Genomic DNA, 18,532 nt, shown 5'->3' on the forward strand with positions numbered 1-18,532 from the left:
GCCCAGCACACTCGAGCTGCGCAACGCCGTGCAAAATGCACCAAGGCGACTTGCCTTTGACAAGAAAGTTAACAGCCGCGCATGAAGCCCCGTCCGCCAGGCGCATTGACCGCAGCCCGCCGCCAGCATGGCCCGGCGGGATGGTCCGCCGCCGTGCCGCGGACTTCGCGCGCCGGGGAGCCGCGGTGAAAAGGGACGAAACCCTGGCCCAGGCCAACGAGCGCTTGCAGGCCGAAGCGCAGGCGCTGGCTGAGGCCAACCAGGCCCTGGCGCAGGAGCTCGCCGAGCAGCGCCGCGCCGCCGAAGCCCTCCAGGACGACGTCGACAGCCTGCGCAGCCTGGCCTCGATCTCATCCGACTGGTACTGGGAACAAGACGCCGATTGCCGTTTCACCGACTTCTCTACCGAGCGAGGCACGCGAGGCACGGGCACCGCCGCGGATCCGGACCTCACCAGCGCCATCGGCAAGCAGCGCTGGGAACTGGCCGGCGCCTATCCCCTGAGCATGTCCTGGGACCACCACCGCGCGGTGCTCGAGGCGCGCCGGGCGTTTCGCGATTTCGAATACATCCGGGTGCTCGACGGCGTGGCCCATTATTTTTCCGCCAGCGGCGTGCCGGTGTTCAACAAGCAGCAGGAGTTCACCGGCTACCGCGGCATCACGCGGGACATCACGGTGGCCAGGCGCATCGAGGAAAAAGAACGCAAGGCCGCGCGCTTCCTCGACGACGTCGTCGACAACATGCCGGTTGCCGTGCACCTGAAGTCGGTGCAGGACGGCCTGCGCGTGGTGGCATGGAACAAGGCCGCCGAGAACCTGTACGGCATCCGGCGCGAGGACGCCATGGGCCGCACCGTGCACGACCTCTGGCCGCAGGAGCACGCGGACCGGATCAACGTGTCCGATGTGGAGGTGGCCAACAGCGGCGTCATGCAGGATTTCCCCGACAGGGTCATCATGACGCGCGACCGCGGAAATATCCGCGTGCACATGCGCAAGGTCCCGCTCAAGGACGGGGGCGGTGCCGTCACGCACGTTCTGCTCACGGCCGAGGACATCACCGAGCGCCTGGGCGCCGAGGACCGCCTGCGCCGCAGCCAGGCGCGGTTCCAAAGCCTCACCCAGCTCTCGTCCGACTGGTACTGGGAACAGGACAAAAACTTCCGCAACATCTTTGTCTCCAACGATCCGCAGCGCTTTGCCCTGGGAACCCAGGTCATTGGGGAGGGGCTATGCCGATGGGACCTGCCCAATTCTGAGCCGCTTGTCGGCACGTGGGAGGAGCACAAGGCCGCCTTGCAGGCGCATTTGCCGTTCCGTAATTTTGAGTATCGGCTGGTCAAGGCGGATGGACATGCCATTTACCGCAGCGTCAGCGGAGAGCCGGTGTTCGGCGACGACGGAGCCTTCGAAGGCTACCGCGGCGTGGGAAGCGACATCACTGAGCGCAAGCTGAACGAAACCGCGCTGCGTGCGAGCAGCGCGCGTTTCCGGGTGGTGGTCGGGGCGCTTGCCGAAGGCGTAGTGCTGCGTGACGCCGAGGGAAAAATCATCGACTGCAACGCCAGCGCGGAGCGCATTTTCGGCAAGAGCCTGGCGCAGATGAAGGGCCTGACCTCGGCGGCGCTGGATTGGGAGCGGTTGCGCGAGGACGGTACCCACATGCCCGAAGTTGAATGGGCCAGCGTGCGCGCCAAAACCAGCGGCCAGGCGCAGAGCAACGTCGTGCAGCGTTACCGCAGGCCCGACGGCAGCACCTTCTGGGGCCTCATTAACGTGCAGCCGCTGTTTGACGGCAACAGCGACGTTCCCACCGGCTTTGTCACTTCGATCTCCGACATCACCAAGCGCAAGCAGGCCGAGGTGGAAATCGTCCGGCTCAATGTCGACCTGGAAAACCGCGTGCTGCGCAGGACGGCGCAGCTCGAAGCGGCCGGCAAAGAGATGGAAGCCTTCTCGTACTCGGTGGCGCACGACCTGCGCACGCCCCTGAGCACCATAGACGGCTTCTGCGCGCTGCTCGAAAAACACATGCCGCCCACCGCCGGCGAGCGCGCCCTGCATTTCCTCGAGCGCATACGCAGCAGCGTGCGGCGTATGGGCGAACTCACCGATGGGCTGCTGTCCCTCACGCGCCTGTCGCGCACCAGCATGGTCTGGGACACGGTGGACATCAGCGCCGAAGCGCTGCGCGTGGCCAAGCGGCTCACGGACGCCGAGGCCGGGCGCGCCGCGCGCATCGCGATTGAGCCCGGGATGGTCGCGCGCGGCGACCAGGGCATGCTGGCCCAGGTGCTGGAGCAACTGATCGCCAACGCCTGGAAGTTCAGCGCCAAGAAAGAGCAGGTCGAAATCGAAGTCGGCCGCCACCGCGGCAAGGATTCGCTGCCCGTGTTCTTCGTGAAGGACAAGGGGGCGGGCTTTGACATGGCCTATGTCGACAAGCTGTTCGGCAATTTCGAGCGACTGCATTCGCCCGAGGAGTTCGCCGGCAGCGGCATAGGCCTGGCCACGGCCAAGCGCATCATCGACCGGCACGGCGGCAAGATCTGGGGGCAATCGGTCGTCGGCGAAGGCAGCACCTTCTATTTTTCGCTGGGCGGCGACCAGGCCGCGGCCGGGCAGGGCGCCGGGGCCGGTGAGGAGCCCCTGGCCGCGCAGGCCGCCGAGATGGAACACGAATCGGGCTTCTCGACGCTGGAGGCGCCCACCAGCGCCCCCTTCAGCAGCGACAACGACGCCTTCATGCTCAACGACCAGCAGTTCAGCAACGCGTTTGAACATGCCGCCATCGGCATGACGCTGATAGGCATAGATTCGCGCCGCCTCAAGGTCAACAACGCTTTTTGCCAGATGCTCGGCTACTCTGAGGCCGAGATGCTGGCGCGCACCATTTACGACCTCACCCACCCCGACGACATCGAATGGGACCTGGAGCAGCGCAAGCGCGCGCTGGCCGGCGAGATCGAGTCCTTCCACACGGAAAAGCGCTACATCCACAAGGACGGCCACACCGTCTGGGGTTACATGAGCTGCTCCCTGGTGCGCGACGAGGACCGCAAGCCGCTGCGCTTCATCGCGCAGATCCAGGACATCACCGAACGCAAGGAGACCGAGAAGGTGCTGCGCGAGAGCGAGGAACGCTTTCGCGCGCTCACCGCGCTGTCCTCCGACTGGTTCTGGGAGCAGGACGAGAACTTCCGCTTTGTCGAAGTTTCCGGCGAGGCCCCGACGGCGTCGGGCCTTCAGAAATCGGCTTATGGCAAGACCCCCTGGGAGCTCGACTACAGCCAGATGACCGACGCCGGCTGGGCCGACTACAAGGCCATAGTCGCGCGGCGCGAGGTTTTCCGCGACATGGAAACCACACGGCGCGACTCCAAGGGCCGGACTCGCTACTTCAGCATCAGCGGCGTGCCGAAATTCGATGCCGACGGCAAGTTCACCGGCTACCGGGGAACCGGCCGCGACATGACCGAAATGCGCCGCGTCACAGAGGCGCTGCGCACCAGCGAAGCGCAACTACGCGAAATCACCGACACCATACCCGCCTGGATTACCTACGCCGATGCAGACCAGAATCTGCGTTTTCACAACCGGGCCTACGAGGAAGTCTTCGGCATGACGAGCGAGCAGCTCGAAGCCAAGACCATCCGGGAAATCGTGGGCGAGGAGATGTATGCGCTGATCAGGCCCCGGGTGGAAGAGGTGCTGCAGGGCTACCCGGTGGTCTACGAGCGCTCGCAAAAAACCGCCCGCGGCGGCACGCGCGACTACGTGGTCAATTACTTCCCGCGCTACGGCGACGGCGCCGACGACGGCAAGGTGATCGGCTTCTACGCGCTGGCCAACGACGTGACCGAGCTCAAGCGCATAGATCGCATGAAGAGCGAGTTCGTCTCCACCGTCAGCCATGAGTTGCGCACGCCGCTGACCTCGATACGCGGCTCGCTGGGCCTGATCTCCGGCGGCGTGGCCGGCCAACTGCCAGAGGCCGTCAAGACCCTGGTGGGCATCGCCAAGAGCAATTGCGAGCGCCTGATCCGGCTCATCAACGACATCCTGGACATCGAAAAAATCGAGTCCGGCAAGATGACGCTGGACTTGCAGATCATCGAGCTCAAACCCCTGCTGGAGCAGGCGCTGGCCGCCAACGAGGGGTATGGCGCAGCGAAGAACGTGAGCCTGAGCCTGCAGTTTCCCGACGACGAAGAATTGATGGTCAGGGCCGACGGCGACCGGCTCACGCAGGTGGTGACCAACCTGCTGTCCAACGCCATGAAGTTTTCGCCGAACGACGGCGTGGTGGAGATCCACGTGATGCGCACCGTGAACAGCATACGCGTCGAAGTGCGCGACCACGGGCCCGGCATCCCCGAGGAATTCCGCAAGCGCATCTTCCAGAAGTTTTCCCAGGCCGACTCCTCCGACACGCGCCAGAAGGGCGGCACCGGGCTGGGCCTGAACATCTCACGCGCCATCATCGAGCGCCTGGGCGGCAGCATAGGCTTTGAGACCCACACCGGCGAGGGCACCACCTTCTACTTCGAACTGCCCGAATGGGTGGAGCCGCCGCCCACACGCCCCGTGGAAATCACCGGCGACCGCCCGCGCGTGCTGGTCTGCGAGGACGACCCCGACATCTCCCGCCTGATCGGCATGATGCTGGACAAGGGTGGTTTCGACGCCGACCCAGCCTACAGTGCCGAGGCGGCCCTGGCCATGCTGGAGCAGCAGCACTATGCCGCCATCACGGTCGACCTCAAGCTGCCAGGCCAGGACGGCATCGCGCTGATCCGTTCGCTGCGCTCCCGGCTGCTGACGCGCGACGTTCCCGTGGTCGTGGTCTCGGCCTGGGCCGGCGAAGGAAAGGTGCAGTTCAACGACCAGGCGCTGACCGTCTCGGACTGGCTGGAAAAACCCATCGACGAAAACCTGCTGGTGCTGGGCGTGCGGCATGCCATCGCGGGTGCCGCCGAAAACAAGCCCGTCATCCTGCACGTCGAGGATGACCCCGACATCCAGCGCATCGCCGCCACCATCGCGCAGGACTTCGCCACCTTCGTCTTCGCGGCCACGCTGCAGGAAGCGCGCACGCGGCTGCACAGCCAGCCTTTCGATCTGGTACTGCTGGACATCAACCTCAAGGAAGGCTCGGGCTGGGACCTGCTGACCGACATCGAGGCGCTCGAGTCGCCGCCGCCGGTGGTGGTGTTTTCCGCGATCGAAGCGACCCGGGCCCAGGCCGCGCGCGCTACCGCCGTGCTGGTCAAGGCCAAGACCTCCAACCAGGAACTGCTGGAGACCCTGAGGCGGGTGCTGGGCCTTGCCCGGCCGCCTGAAATAGAGCTCGAGTAAGGCTGCCGGCAGCCCAACAGCTCCTAGGTGCCGGGCGATTCCATCATCGCCGTATAGCGGCGCTGCATCTCCTCGGGTGTCACCGTTTCAATGCTGTGGCCCACGCTCCAGCGGTGGCCGAAGGGGTCGCGAAAGCTTCCCGAGCGCTCGCCGTAGAAATGGTCTTGCGCGGCCATCTCCAGCGTGGCGCCGGCCTGCAGCGCGCGGGCGATCAGCGCGTCGCAATCGTCGACGTGCAGGTGCAGGGTGACGCTGGCCGCCGCGCCCTGCGCCGGCGCCGCGACGCCGCATTCCGGGAACTCGTCGGACAGCATCAGCGTGGTGCCGCCGAAGTCGAGCTCGGCGTGGCCTATGCGGCCGCCGGGCTCCGTCAGGCGGAATTTTTCGGTCGCCCCGAACACCGAGATGTAAAACGCCAGGGCCTCTTCAGCGCCCTTGACGTGGATGTAGGCAAACAGTTCGTGGATGGCCATGCCGGCTCCTCTGAAAGGGAATGCGCGAAGTCTATAGACCAGCGCCCATCCGGTCTTGAACAAAATTGACATGCGGCCGCGAAAGAGATGCGGCAAGCCCGGGCACCGGCACATGGTTGGCCGAGGCCGGCCGCGCCAGCCGGTACTGCTCGGGTGTGAGGCCGGCGAATTCTCGGAACTCGCGGTTGAAATGCGGCTGGTCGCTGTAGCCCGCCTCCACCGCCACGGCGGCCAGGGCCAGCGGGCCCTGTACCCCCGGCAGGGCTTTCTGGAAGCGCCGCACCCGGCAATACAGCTTGGGGCCCAGGCCCACCGCCTGCGAGAACAGGCGTATGAACTGCCGGTGGCTGTAGCCGCTGCGGGCCACCGCGTCCTCCACGCCCATGCCCGCCTCGAACTGCCGCAAGGCCAGCATGACCACCGGGTGCGCGGCCTGGGCCGGGCCGGCGCGCAGGCGCTGTAGCAGCAAGCCTTCAAGACGGTGCAGCGCGTCCCGCGGCGTCGCGGCGGCCAGCAACTGCTCGCGCGCCAGGCTGGCGCCGCTGCCCCACAGGTCTTCCAGGCTCACGTGCTGCCCCGCCAGTTCATCGGCCGGCAGGCCCAGCAAGGCCTGCGCCGCGCCGGGCAGCAACTGCACGCCCACCGAAGGGGAGGGGGCGGTGACGTCCTTGGCGTAAAAGCCCGCGCGCGGGCCGCCCACCAGCGCATGGCCGAGCTGCCGGCCTTCGCCGTCGGCGGCGCTGTCGAAGATGCGCACGGCCGGCCCCGAGAGGCGGAACACCAGATGCATCAGCCCGGTCGGCAGCACGTGCTCGCGCGCCGGCACCGCCTTGGCCTCAGCGGCCGCGGGCAGGCTGGCCCACGCGGTCTTGACGTAGGGCGCGAGCAAGGGATGGGGTGAGCGTTGCATGGGATTGAAAGCCTGGGCTTGCCTTCAGTCTAGGCCCTGGCGGCAGCCCTGTCATGCGGCCGGACATGCGGCTGCGCAGCCTGCGGCGATTCCTGGCTGCAAATTCAACTTCCCTGTAAAACGAAATTTAATTTCAAACTAAGCGCACGACTCCCAGGGTAATCACTTACATAATCTCACAATTAGCCAAATATCCTACGAATTCTGAAATTAACTTTCACGTAGGAGTGCTTATGGCTTACCGCATACAGACACGCCGGCTGCTGCCGGCACTGGTTTTTGGCTTGATGGCCGCCTTGCAGGGAGGTGCTCCCGCGCTGGCCCAGACCACGGCCTCGGCGGCCAACCTGGCCATGGTGGGCGAGCCGCCCTCGCTGGACCCGATGCAGGCCACCACCGACCTGGTCGGCACCATCATGCAGCACGTGTACGAGCCGCTTTACACCTTTGACGCCAAGTGGAACGTGGTGCCCATGCTGGCCGAGGGCATGCCGCGCTTCTCGGCCGACGGCAAGGTCGTCACCATCACGCTGCGCAAGGGCGTGAAGCTGCATTCGGGCCGCGCGCTCGACGCCGAAGACGTGGTCGTCAGCCTCAAGCGCTGGATCAAGGAAGCGCCGCGCGGCAAGGCCGTGGGCAAGGAAATCGTCGAACTCAAATCGGCCGGCCCGCTCACGGTGGAGCTGACGCTGCGCAACCCTTACGCGCCGCTGCTCGCGCAGCTGGCTTTGCCCAGCGGCATGGCCGCCATCATGGCCAAGGAGGCGGTGCAGATTCCGCTGCGCGACTTCATAGGCACCGGCCCCTACAAGTTCAAGGAACGCCGCACCGACCAGTACGTGGTGCTGACGCGCTTTGACGGCTACACCTCGCGCAAGGAGCCGGCCAACGGCTACGGCGGCAAGCGCGAGGCCTTTATTGAAGAGCTGCGCTTCATCCCCGTGCCCACGCCCAACACGCGCGTCGAAGGCGCCATGTCCGGCCAGTTCCACTTCGCCGACCTGCTGCCCATAGACGCGCTGGCCCGCCTCGAAAAAGCCGGCGGCCGCGCCACCGCCGTGATCACCCCGGCCTTCGGTTTCCCTTACCTGGTGTTCAACACGCGTGAGGGCATCAACGCCAACAAGGGCATGCGCCAGGCCATCCAGACCGCCATAGGCCCCGGCGAGATGATGGCCGCCGGCTTCGGCGACACGCGTTTCTTCACGGCCGAGGCCAATCACTTCCCGCAGGGCTCGCCTTATTACTCCGCCGCCGGTGGCGAGAGCTACAACCAGCGCGACCCGGTGAAAGCCAAGGGCCTGGCCGAAGCCGCCGGCTACAAGGGCGAGACGGTGCGCATCCTGACGAGCCGCCAGTACGACTTCCACTACAACATGGCGGTCGTCATGGCAGAGCAGCTCAAGCGCGCCGGCATCAAGGCCGAGCTCACGGTGGTCGACTGGGCCACGCTGGTGCAGCGCCGCAACGACTCCGCCGCCTGGGACATCTACGTGACGCATTCGGGCCTGCTGCCCGAACCCATGCTCTCGCCGCCGCAGCTCGGCGACGGCGCGCCCGGCTGGTGGAACACACCCGGCAAGCAGGCTGCGCTGCTCGAGTTCAACCACACGCCGGTACCCGCCAAGCGTGCGCCGCTGTGGGGCAAGGTGCAGCAGCTCGTGTATGACGAAGTGCCCTACATCGACATCGGCAAGTTCAACAGCCTGTCGGCCAAGTCCACCAAACTCGAAAACTACCAGCCTGCGCTGTGGCCTTTCTTTTGGAACGTCAAGCTCAAGAACTGAAACCAGGCAGGTTCAGAAAAGCAAAAGCCGTGCGGCCATAAGCCGCACGGCTTTTTTTTGTGTTGTATCGCCGAGCTCAGAGCCGTTCACAAAACCCAGCGAAGCGGTCCTGGCCGGGCGCGACGCCGCAGACAGTGCTACAGCGCGGCAAGGCGGCGCAACAACGCCAGGAGGGTTGTTTGAACGGCTAGGGCGCCTTGCTGCGGTTCATGGCGTTGTCGAATTCCTCGCGTGACAGAAAACCGTCCTTGTTCACGTCGGCCTCGTCAAAGTGTTTCGAGACGCCGCGAAAGTTCGACGCCTCGTCGCGGCTGACCTTGCCGTCACCGGTTTTGTCCATGAACTTGAAAGCGCGTTCCAGGTCATTGGGGTCGTAGTAGACGACGACCGGGGCTGCGGGTGCCGAGGCGGCTGCCGCCGGCTCCGGGGTCTGGGCGTTCGCCTGCGCGGCCAGCAGGGCGGCCGCGGCGGCCAGGGCCAGCAGGGATCCCAGCATCAGGATGCGGGGACGGTTCAAACGGGAAGGGGTCGTCGTTGTCGTGGGCTGTCTCATGGTCTTCCTGGGGGAGTTGTCTAAGCACCATTGGATGCTACCCCCGGCCCCAATACCAGTGTTCTTGCAGGGTGTTGCGCCGGTTTACCTGAGGGCGGACGCCGGACACATTTCTTTGCGGGATATCTCCGCGCCAAAGCTTGAATTTGATGAAAACGGCGCAATCGCCTGATGCCGCTCTCGCTCCTTCCCCCTCTGGGGGAAGGTTGGGATGGGGGCCGGCAGCGATCGATGACATGGCCGGCTTTGAATATGTAGCCGGGGGAGCCCCCATCCCTGCCTTTCCCCAAAGGGGGAAGGGGCAAGAGGAGGAGCGTGCCGCGCGCCAATGTGGACAGGCTGCACGCGACAACATAAAAAAACATTTTCCCGCTGCATCCGGGTTGACAAGTCGCGGCTGCCCGCTCAATACTAAGCCTAATGGTTAAGTATAAAGATGATCCCGACGAGGCCCTCAATGCCGTGTTCGCCGCGCTCGCGGACCCGACCCGCCGCAAGGTGCTGCAAGACCTGGAGCGCGGCAATCTGTCCGTCGGCGAGCTGGCCCAGCCGCATGGCATGTCCTTGCCCGGCTTCATGAAGCACCTGCGCGTGCTCGAGGGTGCGGGCCTGGTGACACGCGCCAAGGACGGGCGGGTCGTCAACCTGGCCATCTCGCCCGAGCCCCTGCAGGAGGCCGCCATGTGGCTGTCCCGTTACGAGAAGTTCTGGTCCGCGCGCCTCGACGCGCTGGGCCGCTACCTGTACCACCAAGAGGAGCTGAACCCGCCATGGAAAGAAGCGCAACGCAAGGCAAGCCGTCCGTCAACTTCACCCGGCATTACCCCGCCAGCTGCGAAAAAGTCTGGCGCGCGTGGACCGACCCGCAAGCGCTAGCGCAGTGGTTCGGCCCCGACCCGGCCGGCGTCGTCACCCTTGCCGAGATGGACGTGCGCGTGGGCGGCCGCTACCACATCCGCTTCGGCGTGCCGGGCCAGGAAACCCATAACGTGAGCGGTACCTACCTTGAAGTCGAGCCGCCCCACAAGCTGGTGTTCGACTGGGGCTGGCAAAGCACGCCTGAACGCGTGTCGCGCGTCACGGTCACCCTGAGGCCCTCGGGTGGCGGCACCGAGCTTGTGTTCGTGCATGAGAAATTCTTCGACCAGGCCGCGCGCGACAGCCACAACCAGGGCTGGGCCGGCGCCTTCGCCAAGCTCGACAAACTCTTTGCCCTTGAATCGTCCCGCACCTGAGAACCCTCACCCACACACATCATCTTGAAAGGAGTCCACCATGCTGGCCAACCGAAACGCCATGGCGACCATCGCCGTCAAGGACCTCGCCGCCGCGAAAAAATTCTACGAAGGAAAACTCGGCCTCACGCCGCTGGAAGCCGAGGAAGAGGACGTGCTCACTTACCAGAGCGGCACCGCCACCGTCCTGGTTTATGTCTCGCAATTCGCCGGCACCAACCAGGCCACGTCCTGCACCTGGTCGGTGGGCGACGAGTTCGACAACATCATGAAGGCGCTCAAGGCCAAGGGCGTGGTCTTCGAACACTACGACATGCCCGGCATGGCGCTGCAGGGCGACGCCCATGTCGCCGGCGACTTCAAGGGCGCCTGGTTCAAGGACCCGGACGGCAACATCCTGCACATCCATAACCACTGATCCACCTGCTTCGCCCCAAGGAGTCCCGCCCCGTGAATGCCAACCCCGCCGTGCATGCCCTCGTGTCCAAAGACGAATGGCTCGCCGCCCGCCGCCTGCTGCTGGCCCGCGAAAAAGAACTCACCGCGCAGCGCGACCTGGTCAACGCCGAGCGGCGCCGCCTGCCCTGGCTGCCGGTCGACAAAGCCTATGTGTTCGACGGCCCCAAAGGGCCCGAAAGCCTGGCCGACCTGTTTGAAGGGCGCAGCCAGCTCATCGTCTACCACTTCATGTTCGGCCCGGACTGGAAAGAGGGCTGCCCCAGCTGCTCCTTCCTGTCGGACCACATCGACGGCGCCCTCGCGCACCTGGCCGCGCGCGACATCACGCTGGCCGTGGTCTCGCGCGCGCCGCTGGCCCAACTCGCCGCCTTCAAGCAGCGCATGGGCTGGCGCTTCAAGTGGGTGTCGTCCTTTGGCAGCGATTTCAACCACGACCACCACGTCTCCTTCACACCCGAAGAGCTCGCCGGCGGAAAGGTCAACTACAACTACCGCATGGAAGATGCCGCGGGCATGGAAGAGCTGCACGGCGTCAGCGTGTTCGCGCGCGACGGCCAGGGCCACGTCTTCCACACCTATTCGAGCTACGCACGCGGCGCGGACCTGCTGGTCGGCGCCTACAACTACATGGACCTCACGCCCAGGGGCCGCGGTGAAGACGGCCTGCCATTTCCCATGGCCTGGGTGCGCCACCATGACAAATACGGCGCGGCGGGTCCCATGGCCCAGGCCTGTTGCCACGCCGAGGCCGGCGCCGCATGACGGTGTCCCCCAAAGCCACGCGCCGCGACTGGATAGGGCTGGCCGTCATCGCGCTGCCCTGCCTGCTGTATTCGATGGACCTCACGGTCATGAACCTGGCGGTGCCGCACCTGAGCGCCGAACTCAAGCCCACCGGCGCGCAGCTCTTGTGGATGGTCGACATCTACGGCTTCATGATCGCCGGCTCGCTGATCACCATGGGCACGCTGGGCGACCGCATAGGCCGGCGCCGGCTGCTGCTGATGGGCGCGGCGGCTTTCGGGGCCGCGTCGGTGCTGGCCGCGTTTTCCACCAGCGCCGAAATGCTGATCGCCACGCGCGCGCTGCTCGGCGTGGCCGGGGCCACACTCGCGCCCTCCACGTTGTCGCTGATCCGCAATATGTTCCTCGATGCCGGCGAGCGCACCGTGGCCATCGGCGTGTGGATCACCAGCTATTCGGTGGGCGGCGCCATCGGTCCGCTGGTCGGCGGTGTCTTGCTCGAACACTTCTGGTGGGGTTCGGTGTTCCTGGTCAGCGTGCCGGTGATGGTCTTGCTGCTGGTGCTGGGCCCCGTGCTGCTGCCCGAATACCGCGACCCCGATGCTGGCCGGCTGGACCTGTTGAGCGCGATGCAGTCGCTGGCGGCGGTGCTCGCCGTCATCTACGGCCTCAAGCGCATCGCCGAAGGCGGCCCGGGTTGGCTGGCCGTCGGCTGCATCCTCGCCGGGCTGGGGATAGGCGCGGCCTTCCTGCGCAGGCAGCGCAGGCTGGCCAGCCCGCTGATTGACCTGGCCCTGTTTCGCGAACCGGCGTTCAGCGCGGCCCTGGCCATCAACACCTTCTGCTTTTTCGGTGCGTTCGGCGCCTTTCTTTTCATCGCACAGTATTTGCAACTGGTGATCGGCCTGTCGCCGCTGGAGGCCGGCCTGTGGTCCGTGCCCTCGGCCCTGGGTTTTGTGGTGGGCTCCATGCTGGCGCCCGTCATCGCGCGGCGCATCCGCCCCGGGCTGGCGGTCACCGGCGGCCTGGCGCTGGCCTTCGCGGGGTTCGGGGTGCTCACGCAGGTGGACGGCGCCTCGGGCCTGGCCACCTTGGTGACCGGCAGTGTGATTTTTTCGTTGGGCCTGGCACCCGTGGTCACCCTGGGAACCGACCTCATCGTGGGCTCCGCGCCGCCCGGGCGCGCAGGCGCCGCTGCGGCGATTTCAGAAACCAGTTCGGAATTTGGCGGTGCCCTCGGCATCGCAGTACTGGGCAGCGTCGTGACAGGGGTGTATCGCCACGCGATGGAAGGCAGCGTGCTCAGCGGCGTGACCACCGCGGCGGCCGAGGCCGCGCGCAGCACCCTGGGCGGCGCCGTGGCGGTGGCGGCCGAATTGCCGGGCCCCAGCGGCACGGCATTGCTGGACACCTCGCGCGAAGCCTATGCCCAGGCCTTCCAGGTCACGGCCGGCATCAGCGCGGCATTGGTTCTGGGCACGGCCGTGCTGGCGGCCGTCATGCTGCGGCAGGCGCGTGCGGGTTCGCCGGCCGGGTCCGCGCCTTGAGCCAACTGCAAGGGCCCGCGGCATGAAGCGGCTGTTAGAAACGTACTTTGACGAAAGCGGAAGGCCCCTTGAGCTTGACGCGAAAGCGCGCATTGTTGCTGTCGCGGTGCAGGTCGATGTCGGTCAACCCGTAGTCCAGCACCACGCCGACGTTCTTCATCGGGAACCATTCCACGCCCACAGCGGCGTTGTAGATTTCGCCGCGCACGCTGCTGCCGGTTTTTTTCACGCCCGAGGCGTCGGCGAACAGGCGCAGGTCCGGCGAAATCGCATGCCTGAGGCCCACCTCCAGCAGCGGCGCCACCGCGTCGTCGCTGTCGCTTTGCCGGATGCTGCCGGTGCCGCCGCCGGTGACCGCCGCGGTGGCGTTCAGGTCCAGCCCCACGCGGTAGTAGGCCGCGCCCAGGCCCAGGCCCAACACGGTATTGCCCGAACCCAGCCACCATTTGTAGGCCAGCTTGGCGAAGTCCACCTTCACGTCGAGGTTGGCCGTGCCCGTGGTCGTCACGGTGCCGCTGCCGGTGTTGAAGTTGCTGGCCAGCGAGTCGCCGTAGCCGCGCTTGAATTGGTAATAGTCGAAGGACAGGCCCTGGCTGTCGAACAGCAGCACGTCGGCCTTGATGCGCGGCATGGTCACGCTGCTGCTCTTGGAGTCGCCCGAGTCCAGCCGGCCGAAGTTGGTGTTCACCGCCGCGTTGAAGGTCGGGTCGGCGTGGAAAGCGCCTATCGAAAAGCTCGCGCGGTCCAGCGCCGGCGAGGGTTGGGCCAGGGCCGCGCCGCCCAGCAGCGCCAGGGCGCCCAGCCCGGCCGTCTTCAGGACCCGACCTGCGAGGCGGGGCAATGGTGTCATCCGCATGAAATACATCCCATGGCTAAAAGTGCGCGGCGTGTTGCGAGTGTTTTAAAAATGCCGCAAGGCTCCCGTTTCCTGTCCTCAAGAATCGGTTCTAAATTAGCCAGCGTGATCCCGCCTGGCTATCCGCCAAAATCCGAGGCGTTTGTAGGACAGGGCGCGACGCATGCCGACCGCCGGCTTTACCGGACATTGGCGTAACATGCGCGGCCACGGCATGGTTTGCGCGCCGGATCGACCAGAACCTGCCCTGATTTGACGGAAGACATTCAACATTCATCAATGAAGCAGAGGAGAAACCGCAAATGAGACAACACATGGACAGCCGCAAGCGCTGGTGGGCCCTGATGGTGCTGTGCCTCGGGGTGCTGATGATCGTGCTCGACACCACCATCGTCAACGTGGCCCTGCCATCCATACGCACCGACCTGCATTTCACCGAGACCTCGCTGGTCTGGGTGGTCAACGCCTACATGCTGACCTTCGGCGGCTTCCTGCTGCTGGGCGGCCGGCTCGGCGACCTGTACGGCCACCGCCGGCTCTTCCTGGCCGGGCTCAGCCTGTTCACCGTCGCCTCGCTGGCCTGCGGCATCGCCAATTCGCAGGCGCTGCTGGTCGTCGCGCGCGCGGTGCAGGGCCTGGGCGGTGCGGTGGTCTCGGCGATCTCGCTGTCGCTCATCATGAATCTGTTCACCGAGCCGGCCGAGCGCGCCAAGGCCATGGGCGTCTACGGTTTTGTCTGTGCCGGCGGCGGCAGCATAGGCGTGCTGCTGGGCGGCGTGCTGACCGACTCGCTGAGCTGGCACTGGATTTTCCTGGTCAACCTGCCCATAGGCGGCGCGGTCTTCGCGCTGTGCCTCATGCTGCTGCCCGGCGGCAAGGGCCAGTCCACCGGCGCGAAGCTCGACGTGGGGGGCGCCATCACCGTCACCAGTTCGCTGATGCTGGCCGTTTACGGCATCGTCAACGGCAACGAGGCCGGCTGGCTCTCGGGCCAGACTTTAGGCCTGCTGGGCGCGGCCGCGGTGCTCATGGCCGTCTTCCTGGCCATCGAGTCCAAAGTGCAGACGCCGCTGATGCCGCTGGGCCTGTTCCGCCTGCGCAACGTCGCCACCGCCAACGTCGTGGGCGTGCTCTGGGCTGCCGCCATGTTCGCCTGGTTCTTCATCTCGGCGCTGTACATGCAGCTGGTGCTGGGCTACAGCGCGATGCAGGTCGGCCTGGGATTTCTGCCGGCCAACCTCATCATGGCCGCGTTTTCGCTGGGCCTGTCGGCCAAGATCGTCATGCGCTTCGGCATACGCGCGCCGCTGGCCGCCGGCCTGCTGCTGGCCGCCCTGGGCCTGGCGCTGTTCGCGCGCGCACCCGTGGCCGGCAGCTTCGCGCTCGACGTGCTGCCCGGCATGCTGCTGCTGGGCCTGGGCGCCGGCATGGCCTTCAACCCCGTGCTGCTGGCCGCCATGAGCGACGTCGACCCGGCAGAGTCCGGCATCGCCTCCGGCGTGGTCAACACCTCCTTCATGATGGGCGGCGCCCTGGGCCTGGCCGTGCTGGCCAGCCTCGCGGCCGCACGCACCACGGCACTGTCCGGCGCCGGCGTGGAGGCGGTCGCCGCGCTCAACGGCGGCTACCAGCTGGCCTTTGTGATCGGCGCCATCTTCGCGGCCGTGGCCGCGGTGCTGGGCGCCGTGCTGCTCAGGCCCGCGGGCGCGGCGGCCGCCGGCGCCAAGCCGGCCGCGGCCACGCACTAGGCCTCACGCCGTCCGGCCATGGGAAAGCGCTGCCCGCGCGAGGCGTTGCCGTCCTACAGGCCGGGCCAAAGGGCGAAGCCTACGATGCGGCTTTTCCCTCCAGGAGAAACCCATGTCCGACAACAAAAGCAAGACAGGCGCAGACCGCAAGCTGATCTCCCTCGAGCAGGCCCATGAGCTGCGCGACTGGATGAAATCATTGGGCTGCACCGAGCAGCAACTGCGCGACGCCGTCAAGGCGGTGGGCCATTCGGCCGAGGCCGTGCGCGCCCACCTCGCGAAAAAATAAGCGGCCCTGTGCGCACCAAACATGTTCGACCTCCATGCCGACTGGTGGGAACTGCCTCTGCGCGCCGCGATCATCTACGGCGCGTTGCTGGCCATGGTCCGTGTCTCGGGCCGGCGTACCGTCGGGCAATTCACGCCCTTTGACCTGCTGGTCGTGATGCTGCTCAGCGAGGCCGTCTCCAGCGGGCTGAACGGGGGTGAGGAATCGGTGACCGGCGGCTTGCTGGCCGCCGCCACGCTGGTGGCCCTGAACGTGCTCGTCGCCTTTGCCACCTCGCGCAGCGCCCGCCTGCAGACCGTGATGGAAGGCCGGCCCGTGCTGGTCGGGCGCGACGGGAAAATATTCGACGAGGTCCTCAAGAAGCATCGGGTTCCCATGGCCGACATCGAGCAGGCCCTGCGCGAGGCCGACTGCGAGCAGTCCGACATGAAGTTCGCCTGCCTCGAGGCCGACGGAAAGATCAGCATCCTCAAGGAAACCACCAGCCCGCCGCTGGCCCTGTCCCGTGAACACGGATGAGCTTCCGCGCAGCCGCCGTGTGCTGCTGCTGATCGACTTCATCAACCCCATGGATTTTCCGGGTGCCGAAGACCTGGCCGCAAGCGCCGTCGAAGCCGCGCGCGCCACAGCGGCCCTCAAAGCCGTGCTGCGCGAACAGGGCGTGCCCGCCATCTATGCCAACGACAACTACGGCGGATGGCAGTCCGACTTCCAGAGCCTGGTCGAGCGCTGCGCCGGCAGCCGCGGCGCTTCCGGCGAGATGGCGCGCCTGCTGCGGCCCGGGCGCGGCGACCTCACCGTCCTCAAGCCGCGGCACTCGGCCTTCCTTGGGTCGCCGCTGGACCTGCTGCTGGCCCGCATGGACGTCAAGGACATCATCATCACCGGCGTAGCGACCGACATGTGCGTGCAGCTGACCGCCATGGACGGCTTTCTGCGCGGCTTCAAGCTGCAGGTGCCCTCCGATTGCTGCGCCGCTGAATCGGCGGAATACCACAAGCAGTCGCTGGCCTATATGGCACGCATCCTGAAGTGCGATGTTTCGCCCTCGGCTTTTGTGAGACCGTGAGTGGCTCCCCCCGCGCGCGTCCTACATGCGCTGGCAGGCTTGGCCTACCCCGCGCTGATCGCGGCCTCCCAAGAATCGCGGAACAGCCCGCTCGCGGATTGCGACGACTTTTCATCAACCCATTGAAGGAACCACCATGCCCACCACCACCAAGGCCTCGCCCGTGCACAAGGAAGCCACCGCCATGCTCAGGGCCGACCACAAGCTGGTCAGTGAGCTGTTTGATCAGTACGAAAAAAGCCGCTCCACCGCCAAGAAGAAGGAGCTGGTCGCCCAGATCTGCAAGGAGCTCACGGTGCATGCGCAGGTCGAGGAAGAAATTTTCTATCCCGCCGTCAAGGCCGCCCTCAAGGACCACGAGTTGATTCCCGAGGCCAGCGTCGAGCACGCCACTCTCAAGGACCTGATCGCCCAGGTCGAGGGCCTGGAGCCCGACGGCGAAATGTTCGATGCCAAGATCAAGGTCATGTCCGAGTACGTCAAGCACCACGTCAAGGAAGAGCAGAACGAGATTTTCCCCAAGGCCCGTGCCACCCGGCTGGACATGGTGGAGCTGGGCGCGCAGATAGACGCGCGTAAACAGGAACTCATGGCCGCCGCCTGACGCGGCTTGGCTTCACTGCAGTTCAATCAGGAGACGGCGCATGGCGATCATCACCGCAAGCTGCCATTGCGGCAAAAACGCCTTTCGCATAGACGGCGACATGCCGGCCCAGCTCACGCGCTGCACTTGCTCCTTTTGCAGCAAGCGCGGCGCGCTGCTCGCGTACTACACACCCGAGCAGTTCCATGTGACGACACCCGCGGCCGCCGACGCGATCTATCGCTGGCAAACCAAGTTGGTCGACCATCACTTCTGCCCCGAGTGCGGCATCGCCACCTACAGCGACAGTCCGGCCTTCGAGATGGACGGCAGCTGGGACGGCAGCACCCGCCGCATAGGCGTCAACGCACGCCTGTTCGATGACTTCGATGCGGCCACGGCGCCTGTCACCGTGATAGACGGCAAGAACCTCTGGTAGCCCGTGCCGCGTAATCTGGGGATGCAAATTCATCCGCAGATTTCGCAGATTGACGCAGATTAAAAGCAAGAAGTTTTAATTGAAATTTCACTCTCCGCGACTTTGCATCTGAGGGTCTTCATCTGTGTAAATCTGCGTAATCTGCGGATATAGATTTTCTTCAGAAATGCGGCGGCAGGTCGTCGCGCAGGCTGCGCGCGGTGGTGATGTCGCCGTCCCGCACCGGCGCGGCCTTGAGGTCGGCGACTTCGCGCAGCAAGGCGTCTATCTGCTGCTGCTGGCGCACGATGATCTTGTCGAGCTGGTCCAGCAGGTCTTCGGCAAAGCTCGCCTTGATTTCAAGTTCGGTCAGGCGCTGGTCGGTGTCGCTGCCGTGCGCAGCCTGCGGGTCGTTTTGGGGATGTTCCATCCCCGTATTGGACACGAAGCCCGGGCCATTGCCTTTTCCACTGGCCTTGTCTAAGCTGGGTCCCATCTTTC

The 18,532-nt window shown here is 65.8% G+C and carries 18 protein-coding genes; 13 read left to right on the plus strand and 5 right to left on the minus strand.

The genetic code is table 11. From position 1 onward, the window contains the following. The first annotated feature begins 185 nt into the window (after positions 1-185). A complete protein-coding gene (locus ACSQ27_RS17215) occupies positions 186-5,360 on the plus strand; it encodes a PAS domain S-box protein (protein WP_436156696.1) in 5,175 nt (1,724 codons plus the stop codon). Positions 5,361-5,383: 23 nt separating this feature from the next. Here ACSQ27_RS17215 and ACSQ27_RS17220 read toward each other — a convergent pair whose 3' ends face one another. Beyond that, positions 5,384-5,833: a VOC family protein gene (locus ACSQ27_RS17220; protein WP_436156697.1), complete on the minus strand. Its 450-nt coding sequence runs from the start codon at positions 5,831-5,833 to the stop codon at positions 5,384-5,386. 31 nt (positions 5,834-5,864) lie between these two features. Beyond that, on the minus strand, positions 5,865-6,743 hold the full coding sequence (locus ACSQ27_RS17225) for a helix-turn-helix domain-containing protein (RefSeq protein ID WP_436156698.1): 879 nt from the start codon (positions 6,741-6,743) through the stop codon (positions 5,865-5,867). A 233-nt stretch (positions 6,744-6,976) separates the two neighbouring features. Here ACSQ27_RS17225 and ACSQ27_RS17230 point away from each other — a divergent pair, with 233 nt between their 5' ends. Next, complete coding sequence (locus ACSQ27_RS17230) at positions 6,977-8,530, plus strand: ABC transporter substrate-binding protein (protein WP_436156699.1); 1,554 nt, start codon at positions 6,977-6,979, stop codon at positions 8,528-8,530. Between the two features lie 187 nt (positions 8,531-8,717). Here the strand turns inward: ACSQ27_RS17230 and ACSQ27_RS17235 are convergent, their stop codons facing one another. After that, positions 8,718-9,047: a hypothetical protein gene (locus ACSQ27_RS17235; protein WP_436156700.1), complete on the minus strand. Its 330-nt coding sequence runs from the start codon at positions 9,045-9,047 to the stop codon at positions 8,718-8,720. A gap of 456 nt (positions 9,048-9,503) precedes the next feature. Here ACSQ27_RS17235 and ACSQ27_RS17240 point away from each other — a divergent pair, with 456 nt between their 5' ends. Genes ACSQ27_RS17240 through ACSQ27_RS17260 form a run of 5 tightly spaced genes read left to right on the plus strand, consistent with a single transcriptional unit; the run spans position 9,504 to position 13,068 of the window. Further along, positions 9,504-9,959 carry an ArsR/SmtB family transcription factor gene (locus ACSQ27_RS17240; protein ID WP_436156701.1) on the plus strand — a complete coding sequence of 152 codons (456 nt, stop codon included), beginning with the start codon at positions 9,504-9,506 and terminating at the stop codon, positions 9,957-9,959. Next, entirely contained in the window at positions 9,854-10,318 is a 465-nt protein-coding gene (locus ACSQ27_RS17245) for an SRPBCC family protein (protein WP_436156702.1), read from the plus strand. Before ACSQ27_RS17240 ends, ACSQ27_RS17245 begins: the two co-directional genes overlap by 106 nt. Positions 10,319-10,358: 40 nt before the next feature. Beyond that, positions 10,359-10,736 (plus strand): VOC family protein, encoded by a 378-nt coding sequence (locus ACSQ27_RS17250; protein ID WP_436156703.1) that lies wholly within the window; start codon positions 10,359-10,361, stop codon positions 10,734-10,736. Between the two features lie 32 nt (positions 10,737-10,768). Beyond that, on the plus strand, positions 10,769-11,539 hold the full coding sequence (locus tag ACSQ27_RS17255) for a DUF899 domain-containing protein (protein WP_436156704.1): 771 nt from the start codon (positions 10,769-10,771) through the stop codon (positions 11,537-11,539). Continuing rightward, positions 11,536-13,068, plus strand: coding sequence for an MFS transporter (locus tag ACSQ27_RS17260; RefSeq protein WP_436156705.1), 1,533 nt, complete (start codon positions 11,536-11,538; stop codon positions 13,066-13,068). Before ACSQ27_RS17255 ends, ACSQ27_RS17260 begins: the two co-directional genes overlap by 4 nt. Before the next feature lie 34 nt (positions 13,069-13,102). Here the strand turns inward: ACSQ27_RS17260 and ACSQ27_RS17265 are convergent, their stop codons facing one another. Next, complete coding sequence (locus tag ACSQ27_RS17265; RefSeq protein WP_436156706.1) at positions 13,103-13,918, minus strand: hypothetical protein; 816 nt, start codon at positions 13,916-13,918, stop codon at positions 13,103-13,105. Positions 13,919-14,226: 308 nt separating this feature from the next. On the opposite strand from ACSQ27_RS17265, the gene ACSQ27_RS17270 reads away from it, so the two are divergent. The 6 genes from ACSQ27_RS17270 (at position 14,227) to ACSQ27_RS17295 (ending at position 18,052) form a co-directional block, all read left to right on the plus strand. Beyond that, the gene (locus ACSQ27_RS17270; RefSeq protein ID WP_436156707.1) at positions 14,227-15,672 is read left to right on the plus strand and encodes a DHA2 family efflux MFS transporter permease subunit; all 1,446 of its coding nucleotides are present in this window, start codon (positions 14,227-14,229) and stop codon (positions 15,670-15,672) included. Positions 15,673-15,784: 112 nt separating this feature from the next. Further along, complete coding sequence (locus tag ACSQ27_RS17275) at positions 15,785-15,961, plus strand: DUF3606 domain-containing protein (RefSeq protein ID WP_436156708.1); 177 nt, start codon at positions 15,785-15,787, stop codon at positions 15,959-15,961. A 21-nt stretch (positions 15,962-15,982) separates the two neighbouring features. After that, positions 15,983-16,480 carry a DUF421 domain-containing protein gene (locus ACSQ27_RS17280; protein WP_436156709.1) on the plus strand — a complete coding sequence of 166 codons (498 nt, stop codon included), beginning with the start codon at positions 15,983-15,985 and terminating at the stop codon, positions 16,478-16,480. Next, complete coding sequence (locus ACSQ27_RS17285) at positions 16,467-17,030, plus strand: cysteine hydrolase family protein (RefSeq protein WP_436156710.1); 564 nt, start codon at positions 16,467-16,469, stop codon at positions 17,028-17,030. The genes ACSQ27_RS17280 and ACSQ27_RS17285 overlap by 14 nt, the downstream gene beginning before the upstream one ends. A gap of 136 nt (positions 17,031-17,166) precedes the next feature. Continuing rightward, entirely contained in the window at positions 17,167-17,634 is a 468-nt protein-coding gene (locus ACSQ27_RS17290; RefSeq protein WP_436156711.1) for a hemerythrin domain-containing protein, read from the plus strand. A gap of 40 nt (positions 17,635-17,674) precedes the next feature. Then, entirely contained in the window at positions 17,675-18,052 is a 378-nt protein-coding gene (locus ACSQ27_RS17295) for a GFA family protein (RefSeq protein ID WP_436156712.1), read from the plus strand. A 160-nt stretch (positions 18,053-18,212) separates the two neighbouring features. On the opposite strand, the gene ACSQ27_RS17300 is transcribed toward ACSQ27_RS17295, so the two are convergent. Further along, on the minus strand, positions 18,213-18,461 hold the full coding sequence (locus tag ACSQ27_RS17300) for a SlyX family protein (RefSeq protein WP_436156713.1): 249 nt from the start codon (positions 18,459-18,461) through the stop codon (positions 18,213-18,215). Positions 18,462-18,532 lie beyond the last annotated feature (71 nt).

The organism is Polaromonas sp. LjRoot131 (assembly GCF_964252805.1).
In the GTDB taxonomy this organism is placed as follows: domain Bacteria; phylum Pseudomonadota; class Gammaproteobacteria; order Burkholderiales; family Burkholderiaceae_C; genus Polaromonas.

Bases quoted from the DNA above. Each gene is read 5' to 3' on its own strand.
- ACSQ27_RS17220 (WP_436156697.1), bottom strand. From the start codon at position 5,833: ATGGCCATCCACGAACTGTTTGCCTACATCCACGTCAAGGGCGCTGAA.
- ACSQ27_RS17225 (WP_436156698.1), bottom strand. From the start codon at position 6,743: ATGCAACGCTCACCCCATCCCTTGCTCGCGCCCTACGTCAAGACCGCG.
- ACSQ27_RS17230 (WP_436156699.1), top strand. From the start codon at position 6,977: ATGGCTTACCGCATACAGACACGCCGGCTGCTGCCGGCACTGGTTTTT.
- ACSQ27_RS17240 (WP_436156701.1), top strand. From the start codon at position 9,504: ATGGTTAAGTATAAAGATGATCCCGACGAGGCCCTCAATGCCGTGTTC.
- ACSQ27_RS17245 (WP_436156702.1), top strand. From the start codon at position 9,854: ATGGAAAGAAGCGCAACGCAAGGCAAGCCGTCCGTCAACTTCACCCGG.
- ACSQ27_RS17250 (WP_436156703.1), top strand. From the start codon at position 10,359: ATGCTGGCCAACCGAAACGCCATGGCGACCATCGCCGTCAAGGACCTC.
- ACSQ27_RS17260 (WP_436156705.1), top strand. From the start codon at position 11,536: ATGACGGTGTCCCCCAAAGCCACGCGCCGCGACTGGATAGGGCTGGCC.
- ACSQ27_RS17265 (WP_436156706.1), bottom strand. From the start codon at position 13,918: ATGACACCATTGCCCCGCCTCGCAGGTCGGGTCCTGAAGACGGCCGGG.
- ACSQ27_RS17270 (WP_436156707.1), top strand. From the start codon at position 14,227: ATGAGACAACACATGGACAGCCGCAAGCGCTGGTGGGCCCTGATGGTG.
- ACSQ27_RS17275 (WP_436156708.1), top strand. From the start codon at position 15,785: ATGTCCGACAACAAAAGCAAGACAGGCGCAGACCGCAAGCTGATCTCC.
- ACSQ27_RS17280 (WP_436156709.1), top strand. From the start codon at position 15,983: ATGTTCGACCTCCATGCCGACTGGTGGGAACTGCCTCTGCGCGCCGCG.
- ACSQ27_RS17290 (WP_436156711.1), top strand. From the start codon at position 17,167: ATGCCCACCACCACCAAGGCCTCGCCCGTGCACAAGGAAGCCACCGCC.
- ACSQ27_RS17295 (WP_436156712.1), top strand. From the start codon at position 17,675: ATGGCGATCATCACCGCAAGCTGCCATTGCGGCAAAAACGCCTTTCGC.
- ACSQ27_RS17300 (WP_436156713.1), bottom strand. From the start codon at position 18,461: ATGGAACATCCCCAAAACGACCCGCAGGCTGCGCACGGCAGCGACACC.